At 26.9% G+C, this 15958-nt stretch carries 14 protein-coding genes; 13 read left to right on the top strand and 1 reads right to left on the bottom strand.

Annotated features, from left to right (window positions below):
- Positions 1–2: 2 nt before the first annotated feature.
- From wecB to LPB136_RS04630, 13 genes are read left to right on the top strand one after another with little or no spacing between them, the layout of a single operon-like run.
- Complete coding sequence (wecB, locus tag LPB136_RS04690; RefSeq protein ID WP_072556912.1) at positions 3–1112, top strand: non-hydrolyzing UDP-N-acetylglucosamine 2-epimerase; 1110 nt, start codon at positions 3–5, stop codon at positions 1110–1112.
- Positions 1113–2183 (top strand): glycosyltransferase, encoded by a 1071-nt coding sequence (locus tag LPB136_RS04685; protein WP_158009600.1) that lies wholly within the window; start codon positions 1113–1115, stop codon positions 2181–2183.
- Positions 2174–3307 (top strand): glycosyltransferase family 4 protein, encoded by a 1134-nt coding sequence (locus LPB136_RS04680; RefSeq protein WP_072555017.1) that lies wholly within the window; start codon positions 2174–2176, stop codon positions 3305–3307. The genes LPB136_RS04685 and LPB136_RS04680 overlap by 10 nt, the downstream gene beginning before the upstream one ends.
- The gene (locus LPB136_RS04675; protein ID WP_072555016.1) at positions 3308–4855 is read left to right on the top strand and encodes a glycosyltransferase family 2 protein; all 1548 of its coding nucleotides are present in this window, start codon (positions 3308–3310) and stop codon (positions 4853–4855) included.
- The gene (locus LPB136_RS04670) at positions 4845–5837 is read left to right on the top strand and encodes a glycosyltransferase family 2 protein (RefSeq protein WP_072555015.1); all 993 of its coding nucleotides are present in this window, start codon (positions 4845–4847) and stop codon (positions 5835–5837) included. Before LPB136_RS04675 ends, LPB136_RS04670 begins: the two co-directional genes overlap by 11 nt.
- A complete protein-coding gene (locus LPB136_RS04665; RefSeq protein WP_072555014.1) occupies positions 5837–6958 on the top strand; it encodes a glycosyltransferase in 1122 nt (373 codons plus the stop codon). Before LPB136_RS04670 ends, LPB136_RS04665 begins: the two co-directional genes overlap by 1 nt.
- Positions 6951–7946, top strand: coding sequence for a glucosamine inositolphosphorylceramide transferase family protein (locus LPB136_RS04660; protein ID WP_072555013.1), 996 nt, complete (start codon positions 6951–6953; stop codon positions 7944–7946). Before LPB136_RS04665 ends, LPB136_RS04660 begins: the two co-directional genes overlap by 8 nt.
- Positions 7943–9013 (top strand): glycosyltransferase, encoded by a 1071-nt coding sequence (locus LPB136_RS04655; protein ID WP_083426179.1) that lies wholly within the window; start codon positions 7943–7945, stop codon positions 9011–9013. Before LPB136_RS04660 ends, LPB136_RS04655 begins: the two co-directional genes overlap by 4 nt.
- Complete coding sequence (locus LPB136_RS04650) at positions 9007–10329, top strand: O-antigen ligase family protein (protein WP_083426178.1); 1323 nt, start codon at positions 9007–9009, stop codon at positions 10327–10329. Before LPB136_RS04655 ends, LPB136_RS04650 begins: the two co-directional genes overlap by 7 nt.
- Entirely contained in the window at positions 10319–11332 is a 1014-nt protein-coding gene (locus tag LPB136_RS04645; RefSeq protein ID WP_072555012.1) for a glycosyltransferase family 4 protein, read from the top strand. The genes LPB136_RS04650 and LPB136_RS04645 overlap by 11 nt, the downstream gene beginning before the upstream one ends.
- Positions 11333–12616 (top strand): phenylacetate--CoA ligase family protein, encoded by a 1284-nt coding sequence (locus tag LPB136_RS04640; RefSeq protein ID WP_072555011.1) that lies wholly within the window; start codon positions 11333–11335, stop codon positions 12614–12616.
- Positions 12617–12618: 2 nt separating this feature from the next.
- A complete protein-coding gene (locus LPB136_RS04635) occupies positions 12619–13365 on the top strand; it encodes a glycosyltransferase family 2 protein (protein ID WP_072555010.1) in 747 nt (248 codons plus the stop codon).
- A 49-nt stretch (positions 13366–13414) separates the two neighbouring features.
- Complete coding sequence (locus LPB136_RS04630; RefSeq protein WP_072555009.1) at positions 13415–14794, top strand: exopolysaccharide biosynthesis polyprenyl glycosylphosphotransferase; 1380 nt, start codon at positions 13415–13417, stop codon at positions 14792–14794.
- Here the strand turns inward: LPB136_RS04630 and LPB136_RS04625 are convergent.
- On the bottom strand, positions 14774–15955 hold the full coding sequence (locus LPB136_RS04625; RefSeq protein ID WP_072555008.1) for a lipoprotein N-acyltransferase Lnb domain-containing protein: 1182 nt from the start codon (positions 15953–15955) through the stop codon (positions 14774–14776). The two genes, LPB136_RS04630 and LPB136_RS04625, sit on opposite strands and share 21 nt — an antisense overlap.
- Between the last annotated feature and the right edge of the window lie 3 nt (positions 15956–15958).

The following is a 15958-nucleotide window of genomic DNA, read 5'->3' as shown; positions in this document are numbered from 1 at the left end:
ATATAAAAAAAATATTAGTTGTTTTTGGTACACGCCCTGAAGCTATAAAAATGGCGCCTTTAGTAAAAGAACTTAAAAAAGAAAGTTCTTTTATTGTAAAAGTATGTGTAACAGCACAACATAGAGAAATGCTAGATCAAGTATTAAGTTTTTTTAAAATTAAACCAGATTTCGATTTAAACTTAATGCAACCCAATCAAAACCTAAACCAATTAAGTGGTAGGATTTTTACTGAAATAGATATTGTTTTAGAAAATTTTAAACCAGATATTGTTTTAGTGCATGGAGATACAACAACTAGTTCTATTGTTGCTATGGCTTCTTTTTATAGAGAAATTAAAGTTGGTCATGTAGAAGCCGGATTAAGAACGTATAATAGACAAGCTCCTTTTCCAGAGGAAATAAATAGACAAATAACAGGGAGAATAGCCGATTTTCATTTTGCTCCAACAGAAGCATCGGCTAAAAACTTATTAGCAGAAAAGGTTTCCGAGAAAGCTATTTTTGTAACAGGTAATACTGTAATTGATGCTCTTTTATGGGGAATAAAAAATGTAAATGAGAACAACGTTGACATTGAAAAATTACAGCAAGTAATTAATTCAACAAAAAAGTTAATTGTTGTTACTGGACACAGAAGAGAAAGTTTTGGCGAGAAATTTAAATCATTTTGTGAAGCTTTAAAAGAGTTATCACAAAGAGAAGATGTTCAAATTATTTATCCCGTTCATTTAAATCCTAATGTACAAAAGACAGTTCATCAAATTTTAAAAAACAATACAAATGTACATTTAATTGACCCGCTTAATTATGAAGCGTTTATTTGGTTACTCAATAAATCGTATCTAATTATTACAGATAGTGGCGGAATACAGGAAGAAGCACCATCATTAAAAAAACCTGTTTTGGTTACTAGAAATGTTACAGAAAGGCAAGAAGCGGTAGAAAGTGGTGTCGTAAAGTTAGTTGGTACTTCTAAAGAAGTAATAGTTAGCCAAGCTGTAAAATTATTAGAGAATAAGGAGGTTTATTCTAAGATGATATCAAAAGAAAATCCTTATGGAAACGGAACAGCTTCATCTAAAATAGTTGAAATTTTAAAATCATTTTAAGTGAAAATAGCAATTATTTGTAATTACGTACTTAAGCCCAATAGAATTGGAGGGATGGATCGTTTCTATAAGTTATTTAATAAAAAATGTTTAGAGGTTAATCATCAAGTTGATTGGTATTTCTCTCATTATGAAGAGTTTGATTTTTATCAAGGATTGTCTATTATTTCTTCTGAAGGAACGTCTGTTGAACAAAAGTTTATAGATTCTTCAAAAGAAAAAAATATAAAGTATGATGTGATAATTACACATTTTACGCAACTTTGTACTAAGTATTATAAACAATTTAAAGAATTACACCCTAATTCTTATACAATTGCTGTAGACCACAATGCAAGACCTTTAAAAGGGTATTCGTTAAAGAAAAGTATAAAAAAACGTATTGACGGTCTTTTGTATTCAAAGTATATTAATCAATTTGTTGGAGTCTCTAAATACACTTTTTATCATATTTTAAAAGATTACGGAAAAAACCTCAAACAAAAAACTCAGGTTATTTATAACGGAATAGATACTACAGTTTTTAAGAAAAAGGATAAAGACTTAGCACATAATTTTATAGTTGTTGCACATTTAACTTACAATAAAGGAATTCAAGATTTATTAAAAGCATTAAGTTTAATAGATAAAAACCTATTAAAAAACACACAGATTGATATTTATGGAGAAGGACCATTTGAGTATCAATTAAAGACATTGACTAATGACTTTCAGTTAGAAAAGATTGTAAATTTTAAAGGAAGTTCTTCTGAGTTAAATATTTTATTTGCTAATTATAATTATATGATTCAGCCAACATATATGGAATGTTTTAGTTTGTCTATTTTAGAAAGTTTATCTGCAAACGTGCCTGTTATTACAACTACTGTTGGTGGCAATTTAGAAGTTTTAAAAGACCAAGTAAATGGTTACATTTTTAAACCTAAAGATTATACAAAACTTGCAAGTATTTTAACAGCTATTTTATCTGGAAAAGAAAAAATTACGATTGATGTAAGTAAGCTTATTGAAGATGAGTTTTATATAGAAAAAATGGTAGAAGAACACCTAAAAATTATTCCATGCATATAGGTTTTATAACACCAGAATATCAATATAAAAATAACCAAAAAGCTATTGGTGGTATTGCTACGTTTATCAAAAGTTTATCAGAACAATTGGTTTTAAATAAGCATACGGTTTCTATTTTCTTATACAGTCAAAATGAAACAAAAACTTTTAAAGAAAATGGAATTACTGTTTATCTAATAGCACAAAAGAAGTCTCCTTTTTTAACCTGGTTAACTAATAGAAAACATACTCAAAATTATATTAATAAAATTGTAGCTGATAATAATATTGATGTTTTGGAAGCGTCTGATTGGACTGGTTTTACAGCTTTTATGAAGTTTAATATTCCTTTAGTTTTAAGGCTTCATGGATCTGACACTTATTTCTGTAATTTAGATAACAGAAAAGTAAAGTTTAAAAATTTTTATTTTGAAAATAAGGCTTTAAAAGGAGCTGATAAGATTGTTGGTGTAAGTCAGTTTGTTGCAGAAAAAACAAAAGAATTATTCAACATAAAAAAGGAAATAAAAGTTATTCATAATGCTATGGACACTGAATTATTTCAACCAAATCATCAAAATATTCAAAAGAAGACATTGTTATATTTTGGAACAATTATTCGTAAAAAAGGTGTTTTAGAAATTGCCAATGTTTTTAATAAATTGGTTGCTCAAGACTCAGAAATACAATTAACTTTTTTAGGAAGAGATACTGTTGATATTTTAAAAAAAGAGTCTACTCTAAAACTTTTTAAAACGGAGTTATCAGAAAAAGCAAAAAAGAATTTTAGGTATATAAGTTCTGTTCCTTATTATGAAGTGAAAAAATACATTAACCAGTCAGAAATTATAGTTTTACCAAGTTTTGCTGAAGCTTTTCCAATGACTTGGTTAGAAGCAATGGCTTTAGAAAAAAAACTAATAACTTCTAATATTGGTTGGGCTAAAGAATTGATGATTAACGGTGAAACTGGCTTTATGGTTGACCCAAAAAATCATAATGAATTTGTAGATAAAATATTGAGTTTATTGAATGATACTAATTCTAAATTAATGGCAGAAAACGCTAGAAAAAGGATAATCAGTACTTTTAATTTGCTAGACAAAACAAAAGAAAACATTGAATTTTACAAAGAATTATTGTAAATGATAATTATATATCATCATAAAAATAAGGTTAAAGAGATTCTAGATTTAGAATCGAATACTACAATTTCTGTTGTAACGGAAAGCATTGTAGAAACTATGTTCTTATTAAGTAATTTACATACAAATAAATTTATTATTTGGTGTAATTTAGAATTAAAGAGCAACTTAAATAAAGCTGTTTTAAACACTGTTTTTCACCATAATTTAATAATGGCTTCTTATGCAGTTCCTGATGTAGTTTTTAATTCTAAAATAGGTTATGTTGAGCAAAGTGTTTTTATAAATGTTAAAAAGAATGTACGTTTTTCAACTTGGTTTATGTCTACCAATGTTGGAGGAATTAACAGTTCAGTTCTTAATAAATATAAGGGTTTAAGAAATTATAAATCATTTAAACTATTTTTAAATGTAGTAGCAAAACAAGGAATTCAGAAAGGGTTAATTTGTGCTTCTGAACCTAATTTATTAATTGATAAAAATCAAGAGTCATCTGATAATTTATCAGAAAAAGTTACACTTAAAGAGTTGTTTTCATTTGTTAAAAGCTGTTATAAAACTAGGTGGTTGTTTTTACTTTTTTTTAATTTGATTGTGTATGAAAAAATGTTCCCAATTGTTTCATTTATATCAAGTTTTTTCATCAAATTAATAACCCCAAATGAGCTTAGTTTCGATGATATAAAAATTCAATCTAATAAAGTTAAAATTAATAAAAATGATTTTTCAGTTGATGTTTTAATTCCAACTTTAGGAAGAGAAAAATATTTGAAAGATGTTTTGTTAGATTTAAATAAGCAAACATTTTTACCAAAAAAAGTTATTATTGTTGAACAAAACCCTGATACAACAGCAGTTTCTAGTTTAGATTATTTAAAGGATAAGTGGAATTTTGAAATAGATCATACCTTTACACATCAATTAGGAGCTTGTAATGCTCGTAATATTGGATTGTGTAAGGTAACTTCTAATTTTGTGTTTTTTGCAGATGATGATATTCGTTTTAAAAATGATTTACTTGAAAGATCATTTCAAGAATTTAACCAATCTCAACCAGATGGCATTGTGTTTTCATGCTTACAAAAAGGACAGAAACCAGATGTTTTAACAACAACTTTAGCAACAACGTTTGGTTCAGGAACAAGTCTTGTAAAATCTTCTTTTGTAAAAAAATGTAGTTTTAAAAAAGAACACGAGTTTGGTTACGGAGAAGACGCCGATTTTGGGATGCAATTACGTAATTTAGGAGCAGAAATTTTAGATATTCCATCCGTTAAAATGCTCCACTTAAAAGCACCAATAGGTGGTTTTAGACATAAGCCAATTTTAGCTTGGGAAAGCGATAAACCAAAACCATCACCAACTGTAATGGCTTATAATTTAAAACATTTAACAAAAGAACAACAACAAGGTTACAAAACAAATTTGTTTATTAAATTTTATAAATCACAATCAATAAAAAATCCTGTTAAATATTTTCACTCTATAATTAGAAAGTGGAATTTAAGTGTTAATTGGGCTCAAAAACTATTAAAGAATGAAGTTTAGTTTAATAGTTTGCACATATATGCGTCCAAAAGCAATTGTAACATTGCTAAACTCTGTAAAGGAACAAACTTTATATCCAGACGAGATAATTATTGTTGATGGTTCTGTTGATACAAATACACAAGAATTATTTTTAAGTAAATCATTTAAAAATCTTAACTATTTTCTAGTTGAAGAAGAACAAAGAGGATTAACCAAGCAACGTAATTTTGGAATATCTAAAGTTGCTGAGCATTCAGAAATTATTTGTTTTTTGGATGATGATATTGTTCTTGATTCCAATTATTTTGAAGAATTGATAAAAACATATACCAAGTTTCCAAATGCTATGGCTGTTGGCGGTTATGCAACTAATGAAATAGTATGGAATAAAAATGTTTCCAATTTATCTAATAAGTATTATGTTTTTGATGGTTTTGCAAGAAAAGAAAGTAGCAGGTTTAAGCTTAGAAATAAGTTAGGTTTGTTAGATAATACTTTGCCTGGTTTTATGCCAACGTTTTCTCATGGTCGTTCGGTAAGTTTTTTACCGCCTTCAGGAAAAACGTATGAAATAGAACAAATTATGGGAGGAATTTCATCCTACAGAAAAGAAATTTTTTCTAAAATGAGTTTCTCAACTTATTTTGAAGGTTATGGTTTGTATGAAGATGCCGATTTTTCTTTACGTTTAGCTAAAAAAGGTAAAATATATTTGAATACAAATGCAAAAGTTGAACATCATCATGCAACAGAAGGAAGACCAAATAAATTTAAGTATGGTAAAATGGTCATTAGAAACGGCTGGTATGTTTGGCATGTAAAATACCCAAAACCGACTTTAAATGCTCGTTTAAAATGGAATTTAACCTCTTTAGTTTTAACAGTAATAAGAGCTTCAAACATAGTTACAACTTCAGAAAAAAAAGAAGCTTTTACTGAAACTTTAGGTAGAGTAGTAGGTTGGTTCAGTTTAATTTTTAATAAGCCTAAAGTTAAATAATGAAATTTGCCATAATTACACATGTTTTACATAAAAAGCAAAATGAAAAATATTTTGCTTATGAACCTTATGTTAGAGAAATGAACTTATGGGGAAAATATGTAGATGAAATTATTTTAGTTGCTCCAAAATCTTCAAAAAAAGTAAACCCAATTGAATCAACTTATCATCATTCTAACATAAAGTTTGAAGAAATACCCATTTTTGATATAACTTCTGTCAAAAATATATTAAAATCTTTGATTGTAATTCCTGGTATTTTATTTAAAATTTTTTCAGTTATGAAAAAAGCAGATCACATTCATTTACGTTGTCCAGGGAATATAGGTTTGTTAGGTTGTTTTGTCCAGATATTTTTTTCAAATAAACCTAAAACAGCAAAATATGCAGGTAATTGGGATCCAAAGAGCAAACAGCCTTTAAGTTATCGTCTTCAAAAATGGATACTATCGAATACTTTTTTAACTAGAAACTGTAAAGTTTTAGTATATGGAGAATGGGAGCATCAATCAAAAAATATACTTCCTTTTTTTACTGCTTCTTATAGCGAAAATGAAATTGTAAAACTTCAAGAGAAAAATCTAAATAACAAAATTAACTTTATATATGTTGGTGCATTTAGTAAAGGGAAACAGCCATTATTAAGTGTAAAAGTAATTGAAATATTAAAAAATGAAGGGTTTAATGTAAAGTTAAATATGTATGGTTTTGGAGACGAATTTAAGACTGTAAAAAAATATATTGAAAACAAATTGCTTGCTAATACGGTTTTTTTACATGGAAACAAACCTAAAGAAGAAGTAAAAGGTGCTTATAAGCAAGCGCACTTTCTTCTTTTTATATCAAAGTCTGAAGGTTGGCCAAAAGTAGTTGCAGAAGCTATGTTTTGGAGTTGTTTACCAATTTCGTCTCCAGTTTCTTGTGTGCCTTTTATGTTAGATTATGGAAATAGAGGCGTTTTAGTTGAAAGTGATGTAAATTTAATAGTTTCAAAAATTAAAGAATTAATAAAGAATAAAACAGCGTACCAGTTTAAAGTTGAAGAAGCTAGAAAATGGTCTCAAAAATATACATTAGAGTTGTTTTCTACTAGTATTCATAAATTATTATTGGATGAATAAACTAACTAAAATATTAGTACTGTTAATTGTATTGCTCTTGTTGGTAATTAATTATAGAACTCCGTTTTATTCCTATAAAGGTGGCAGTTGGTCTGTTGGTTATGGTTCTTCATCAAAGAATTTTAATGATTTAAATGTTTTAGAAAATGCTAAAATATATTCGTACCAAAAATTAGAAAAAGAGAATCCTGATACTCGTTTTTTAGCAGATCCATTTTTCATCAAAGAAAAAGATATGTTTTACCTTTTTTTTGAACACCAAAAGAAAACAGACAATGCAGAAATTGCCTTGTTAACTTCATTAGACGGAATTAATTATACTTACAAAGGAACTGTTTTAGACGAGCCTTTTCATTTATCCTATCCGAATGTTTTTAAGCACAAAAATGAATTTTATATGTTGCCAGAAACAAAATCGGCAAATAACGTTCTGTTATACAAAGCACTAAATTTCCCTTATAATTGGCAAATTGTAGATACTTTGGTTAAAAATGTAAGATTAAAGGATCCGTCTATATATTTATCAGATTCATTAAATTTCTTAGTTGCATCAGATGATAATTTAAACTTGTTTATGTATCAATCTAATTCGTTATTTGGTAATTGGAAATTACATAAAGACCCAATTGTAACTTTAGGAACGGAAGCTAGACCTGGAGGAAGAATTATTAAAAATGATGAAGGTAAAATAATTGTTCCTTTACAAAATTCAACACATGGTTATGGTTATGGAGTTTCTTTGTATGAATTAGATTTTGATAAAAATAATAAGCATTCATTTAAAAGAGTAGAACCTTTTTTCTTAAAAAGAAACGATACTATAGAAGAATTTAATTTTGGAATGCATCATATAGATATGCAAAAAGTTGAAAATAATTGGTATTATGTTTTTGATGGAAATAAAAAGTTAAATGACAAAAAAAAGTTGAATATTAGAGGCCCTTTAAAATGGAACTTTTTAGATTTTAAAAACTGGTTATTAAATTGATAAAAGCAATTCAACTCATAGATTCTCTAGATATTGGCGGAGCAGAAGTTTTGGCGGTTAATATTGCTAATTTATTAGCAAAAGAAGACATAGAGTCACATTTATGTGTAACTAGAAAAGAAGGCTTATTAAAAGATAAAGTTTCTAAGAACGTAAATTACATTTTTTTAAACAGGAAATCTACTTTTGATTTTAAGGCTATTTTAAAATTGAAAAACTATATTAAGAAAAATCAAATTTCAATTATTCATGCACACGCTACATCTTCATTTATAGCTTTTTGTGTAAAAATCTTATACCCTAAAGTTAAGATTGTTTGGCACGATCATTATGGAAATAGTGAGTTTTTAGAAAATAGAAAAATAGTTCCATTAAGTGTATTTTCAAGATTTTTTCAAGTTATAATATCAGTAAATGTAAACTTAAAAGAATGGGCAGTAGAAAACCTATTTGCTAAAAAAAACCTTATGTTAAATAACTTTGCTTTTTTTAACACTGAAGAAAAGCTAACTAATTTAAAAGGAGAAGAAGGTAAAAGGATAGTTCATGTTGCTGGTTTTAGAGCTCAAAAAGACCATATAACTTTATTAAAAGCATTTAAAATTGTACAAGAGAAAAATCCGGTATGGACATTGCATCTTGTCGGTAAAATTTACAACGATTCATATTCTAAATCGATACAAAATTTCATAATAGATAATAAATTAGTCGATTCTATTTTTATGTACAATGCTAAATCAGATATAAAAAACATTTTAGCTCAAGCTACAATTGGAGTGTTATCATCTAAATCGGAAGGTTTACCAGTTGCTTTATTGGAATACGGTTTAGCTAAATTACCTGTTTTAGTTACTAACGTTGGAGAATCTAATAAGGTTGTTATTAATTCAGAATCTATAGTAACACCTGAAAACTATCTCCTTTTCTCAGAAAAATTAAATAAATTAATTACAGATAATTTATTAAGAGAAAAAGTATCTTATGGGCTACATGTAAAAGTTAAAGAGGAATTTTCTAAAGAAAGTTTTGTAACCCAACTAATCAATATTTATAAAAACTTGTGTTAAAAAGAATCACAAATACAGAAATTACACTACTAATAATACATATTGTTATTGGTTTTTTTGCTACGTTTTCAACTTTTTCTAAGCTATATAATATTGTAATTGTTGCAGCAGGTTTTTTTATATTATTAAGAACAAAAAATAGAAATGAAGAAGCTTTTATGCTTGCTTCTTACCTAGTTGGGGCTGAAGTTTTTTTGAGAATGACAGGCGGAAGTGTCGTTTATGAAATAGGTAAATACGGAGTTGCACTTTTTTTAATCTTAGGAATGTTTTTTGGAAACGAAAAAAAAACAGCTCCTGTTTCTTATATATTCTATGTAATGCTATTATTTCTAGGTATAATTTTAACTGAAGTTCCGTTTGGAGAATCCATAAGAAAAGCTATTGTTTTTAATTTAAGTGGACCTATCCTTCTAGGAATTTGTTCTGTTTACTTTTATCATAAAAAAATAGCTATAAGTACACTTTTAAATGCTTTAAAATACATGACTTTACCCATTATATCTATGGTTTCGTTTATGTATTTAAGAACTCCAGACTTAAGTGAATTGGTTTTTGGAACCGATGCAAACTTTTATACATCTGGTGGTTTTGGACCTAACCAGGTAGCAACTATATTAGGTTTAGGGATTTTTATCATTACAGTTTTTTTATTCTTAAAAGCCAAACTTACTGGGTATTTATATTTAGATGCTATAATTTTGATATACTTTACCTATAGAGGTTTGCTAACTTTTTCAAGGGGAGGTATTTTGACAGGTATTATAGCTATTATGCTCTTTTTGGGTTTTATGTTCTTGTATAATAATTTTACAAGAAAAGCAGTTCTAAAGTATTCGGGATTAATTTTCTTATTTACTGTTGGTATTTGGATTTATACTTCTGGTATAACTGGAGGCATGATAAATAATAGATATTTGGGTAAAAATGCTATTGGTGGACAAAAAGATATTACATCTGGTAGAGGAAAAATACTTTCACTACAATTGCAGAATTTTTATGATTCTCCAATCTTTGGTATTGGAGTAGGTAATGGTAAATATAGTAGAGAAGCATTAGATATTAAGATTGCATTAGCGTCGCATAATGAAATAAGTAGATTGTTAGAAGAGCATGGTCTAATAGGTGTAATTATTTTAATTATTCTATTTACACCTCCTTTATTTCATATTCGGAAAAGTAGTAATTTTCAAAGAGCATTTTTAACTTCCTTTTTATTATTTTGGTTTTTAACCATAAGTCATTCCGCAATGAGAGTTGCTTTTCCAAGCTTTATTTACGCATTAAGTTTAATTGTTATTACAGATGATGAGTAACACAATTCTTTATATAGGCAATGATTTAGCTAAAAATTCTAAATACAATTCAGCTATGGAAACCTTAAGTAGTTTATTAATTACTGAAGGATATGCTATTGTTAAATCCTCATCTAAAAAAAATCAACTTTTAAGGTTGATTAACATGTGTTTTTCAGTTTATAAATATAGCGGTAAAGTAGATTATGTTCTTATTGATACATTTAGTACTTCAGCATTTTATTATGCTTTTTTCACATCACAACTAGCAAGGTTATTCAACTTAAAGTACATACCAATTTTACATGGAGGAAATCTTCCTCATAGAATAAAAAGATCTCCAAGTTTATCAAAACTACTATTCAACAATTCATATAAAAATATAGCACCTTCAAATTATTTAAAAAGTGAATTTGAAAAAATGGATTATAAAGTTGCATTTATTCCTAATCCCATAGAAATAGAGCAGTATGATTTTAAGTCAAGAAAAAAATTAACACCAAAATTACTATACGTTAGAGCTTTTGCTAAAATTTATAACCCTAAATTAGCAATAGAAGTTTTAAAAATATTAAAACTAACTTTTCCAGAAGTTAAATTATCTATGGTTGGACCCGATAAAGACGGTTCAATTAAACAAGTAAAAGCATTAGTAACTAGCTATAATTTAGAAGAAAATATAGAATTTACAGGTGTTTTACCAAAAGAAGAATGGCATAAAAAATCTACTGAATTTGATGTTTTTATAAATACTACCAATGTAGACAATACTCCAGTAAGTGTAATGGAGGCAATGGCGTTAGGTTTGCCTGTTATTAGCACAAATGTTTGTGGTTTGCCATATTTAATTAATAATACTGTAGATGGTATTTTGGTTGAGAAAAATAACCCTGAACAGATGGCGAATGCTATTATAAGTTTAATAAAAGATAATAATTTAGAACTTGCTATAAATGCAAGGAAAAAGGCAGAGAGTTTTGCGTGGACAGAAGTTAGAAAAGAATGGATAAAAATACTATCATAAATGTTTAAATGGCTTTATAAAATAGGGCAACAGTATAGAAATCCATCAATTTCTGAATGGTATGTTTTTTTGAAGAACTCAGAAAAATGGACTAAAAAAGAACTTGAAGTATATCAATTTAAAAAACTTAAAGAATTAATTGAGGTTGCTTATTATCAATCTAAATATTATAAAAAACTATTTGATACTAATAATTTAAAGCCTCAAGATATTAAATCGTTAAAAGATATTTCTAAAATACCTGTTTTAGAAAAGGAAGATGTATTAAAATTTAATAAAGAAATTCATACTAATAAAAAGTTCAAAAGACGTTTTAAAGCAATAACTTCCGGAAGTACAGGCAATTCTTTGTCTTTCAACAGAGAAGAAAGTGCAGATTCTTTTAATAGAGCTTCAGTAATGCGAGGTTATTCTTGGTATAACGTTAATCCATGGGATAAAAACGGATATTTCTGGGGATTTAATTTTTCATTTAAAGATAAAATTAAAACAACATTTAAAGATTATTTACAAAATAGATTTCGCATTTTTAATTATGAAAAAGAAACCTTTAATAAGTTTGTTAAAAAGTTAGATAAAGCAACCTATATTCATGGATATTCATCGGCTATTTATCATGCTGCAAAATTAATTAACCAAAAAAATATACCTAAACCTAGCGGAATTAAAATGGTAAAAGGTACTTCAGAAAAGATTTTTGATTCTTATCAAACTGAAATTAGAAAAGCATTTGGAGTTAAAATGATTAGTGAATATGGAGCAACTGAGTCTGGTATAATCGCTTTTGAATGTAAGTTTGGAAACATGCATGTAAATATGGAAGGTGTGTTGCTTGAAGAGATTGGAAACGAGTTGATTGTTACAAATTTACAAATGCAGTCATTCCCTATAATTAGATATAAATTAGGAGATTATATTCGATTAGCATCAAATGAAAAAAAATGCGATTGTGGTATGCAGCATCAAATTTTGGAAGAAGTTACCGGTAGAATTGGTAGTGATGTGTATGGTAAAGAAAACGTGTATCCAAGTTTTACATTTTATTATATTTTTAAGAATTTAGATAAGAAAGAAAACATTCAACTTAATTATCAAGCTATTCAAAAAGAAAAAGGGAAATTAATCTTTAAAGTTGAACAAAAACTGCTTAAATTTGAAGTAGAATTACTTAGAAAAGAAATAGAGAAATATTTTACTAAAGATATAGAATTTGTAATTTTAGACAGCCAAAATCTCTTATCAGAAGGAAAAAAAATGAAAAGTTTTGTTTCAGAAATTCCCTAAAAATGAACAATTTAGTTTCAATAATTACACCGTGTTATAACTCTGAGAAATTTATTTCAGAAACTATTAAAAGCACTCAAAATCAAACATTTACTAATTGGGAAATGTTAATTACTGATGATGGTTCTACAGATAATTCGGTAGAAATTATTAAAGAATTAATTAAAACCGATAAAAGAATTAAACTTTTTTCAATAGAAAACTCTGGCCCTGCAATTGCAAGAAATAATTCTATAAAAAAAGCAAGTGGAAGGTATTTAGCTTTTTTAGACAGTGACGATTTATGGTTTCCGAAGTTTTTAGAGACATCTTTAAAGAAAATTAAAAGTTCAGAAGGGTTTGTTTTTTCTTCATATAGACGAGTTCATGAAAAAACATTAGAACCAATTTATAAAGATTTTATTGTTCCTGAAAGAGTAACTTATTATGATATTTTAAAAACAAACTCTATAAGTTGTTTAACAGCATTTATAGATGTAGAAAAGTTAGGTAAAGAAACAATGCCAAATATAACCTATAGGCAAGATATGGGTTTGTGGCTAAAGTATTTAAAAAAAATAGAATATGCTTATGGGAATAAAGAAACTCTTGCATCTTATAGGATTCGAAAAAAATCTCACTCAAGAAATAAAAAAAGACTATTAAAGCCCCAATGGAATTTTTACAGAAATGTTGAAAAATTATCAATACTTCAATCTAGTTATTACTTACTAAATTGGGCATATAAAGGTTTTAAAAAATATCAATAATTAGTAATATTTTTATTTCTATTTTTGATAAATACAATTTTATAATTTAATGAGGAAAAATAATAATTATCTCGATATTTCTGAACGCAAAATTCTACTAAGAATAGTAGATGTTTTTGTTCTAATTTCTGGCTTATTTTTAGGTTTTCATTTTTTTAAGACTGAGTATATATATTTTAATTCAGAAGAAGTTACAAAGTGGCTTTTAATCTTAGTTATATATTTTCTCCTGTTTGGAGAAATATTTCAATTATATAATTTAAACATTTCAAACAACAAGTTTCAAACTGTTAGAAGTGTAATTATTGCAACTTTATCAACAACACTATTTTATATTTTAACGCCATATATAACACCTTCTTTACCTGTTAATAGATTGCAAATTTTATATTTTTTCTTTTTAATAACAATTCCTTTAGTTATTTGGAGATTATTATATGCTACGTTATTTTTTTCTAAAACACTTTACAAATCAATTGTTTTAGTTGGTCATTCTTCAAAAATGGAATATCTTTTGAAAACAACTAAGAACAAAGGATTTCATAAAATTGCTGCTTATATTTCTGATAAAAAAATAGAAGGCTTTGATAATTATATTAATATAAACGATATAGTTTTAGAAAATATTTTAATTGAAAAATCTGTAAATGAAATGATAATTTCTACCAAAGGTTTTTCTGAAGAAATAACAAATCAATTAAAATTACAACTAATTCACCTTTTTGAAGAAGCCGTAAATATTAAGAGTTTTGAAAGTTTTTATGAAGAAATAACCTTTTCAGTTCCAAAAGAGTATTTAACAAATGATTTTTATAAATACATTAACTTTAGTACTAATAGCGATAATAGATTGTATCTTTTTTTTCATAGAGCATTAGATATTCTTTTTTCTTCAATTGGTATTGTTTTTTTTATAATATTAATTCCAATAATATTTATTGGGAATCTTATTGGAAATAGAGGCGCTTTTTTTTATACTCAAGAAAGAGTTGGAAAAGGTGGTAAACCTTTTGAGATTTTGAAATTAAGAACTATGGTTCCTACAATAAATGATGGACCCGTTTGGGCAACAAAAAATGATCATAGAATAACATCTTTTGGACGATTTTTAAGAAAAACCAGAATAGATGAAGTTCCACAATTTTACAATATTTTAAAGGGAGATATGAGCTTAATTGGCCCAAGACCAGAGCAATCTTTTTTTATTAGTAGTTTAGAAGAAAAAATTCCTTTTTATTCTATTAGAAATGTAATAAGACCAGGTTTAACAGGTTGGGCACAAGTTAATTTTCCGTATGCAGCAAGTATTGAAGAACAAGAAAAAAAGCTACGCTACGATATTTATTATATTAAAGAAAGAAGTCTTTTCTTAGACTTTAAAATTTTAATTAAAACCATTTCTACGGTTTTATTCATGAAAGGTCAATAAGTTTTTCTGAAGGAAAAAATATCTTACTAATAGCAAAATAAATATTGGTAATAGGCTAAATGCAAATAATTGAATTTTTACAATCCAAATTATTGGAATTATAAAAAGTAAAACTAATAATAAAAGGACATATTTTCTAACCCATTTTGGAGGGTTATTCTTTAAAAGATAAAAAGCTACAATTAAGTTTAAAGCAAACGCCCAAAGAAAATTAAAGTTATTTGGTGTAGTAGAATGATTTGTGAAAAACCATAAAAACACAACTAGTAAGCCAACTATTCCCGTTATAAAAAAAAGTAAAAAATCAAACCATTTAGTTCGAGTGTTATTTTTTACATCTTTAAAAGTAATAAAAAATCCGATTAACATAAAGACAACAAAAACTAAAAGCGGGCTTATAGCATCTGCTTCTGGAGTTATTTCTTTAAAGTTTAAAATTGTATTTTCTTTTAAAACTAACTGTTTTGGTTGATTTTTATCAAAATATTCTGCGTTTTTAAAAGATTTAAATACAAAATCAGGTAAATACATATATTCTTTTGCAGTTACAATTTTATCTAGTTTACTTCCTAATGCAACATTTATACCTAAACTTCCCCAAGTATTCCAGTGAATCTCATCATTCATTAGTTGCCTTAAAGATTGTTTTTTAGTCACAAAATCTTCAGTAAATGATACTTTATTGTTTAGTATTTGCTGAACAATATCGGGCATTTTTGTGGCACAATTTTCAAAAAAAGGATCGTACTCATAATTAGCATTTTCTGGTTTCGCATTGTTATTCAAAAATGTAAAAAAAGCTTGATTTTGTTCTGGTGGAAGGTTTAAAACTTGTTCTTTTATCCAACGTTTGTCTTCATTATTACTTTTAACAAAATAATGAAAAGGATATGCTGCTAGTTTATAAATTAATCTTCCTTTAGTGAAATTTGAATAAAAATTTGGAGCATTAAAATCAAACATTCCATAATTATAAATTCTATCGATGTTTAAAGATCTATCTTTAATTCTAATAGCAGAATGCCCAAATTTTTCATATAAAACTTTACCAGGACCAACAGTAATAATACTTACTTCAGCGTTTTCTGAAAGTTGAATTGATTGTGAAAAAGCAAATTGAATGTTTAATAGAAAAACAAGAAGTAGAATTATTTTTTTCATTAA

This window comes from Tenacibaculum todarodis, from assembly GCF_001889045.1.
Lineage (GTDB): Bacteria > Bacteroidota > Bacteroidia > Flavobacteriales > Flavobacteriaceae > Polaribacter > Polaribacter todarodis.
This window is presented reverse-complemented; position numbering and strand designations above follow the sequence as displayed.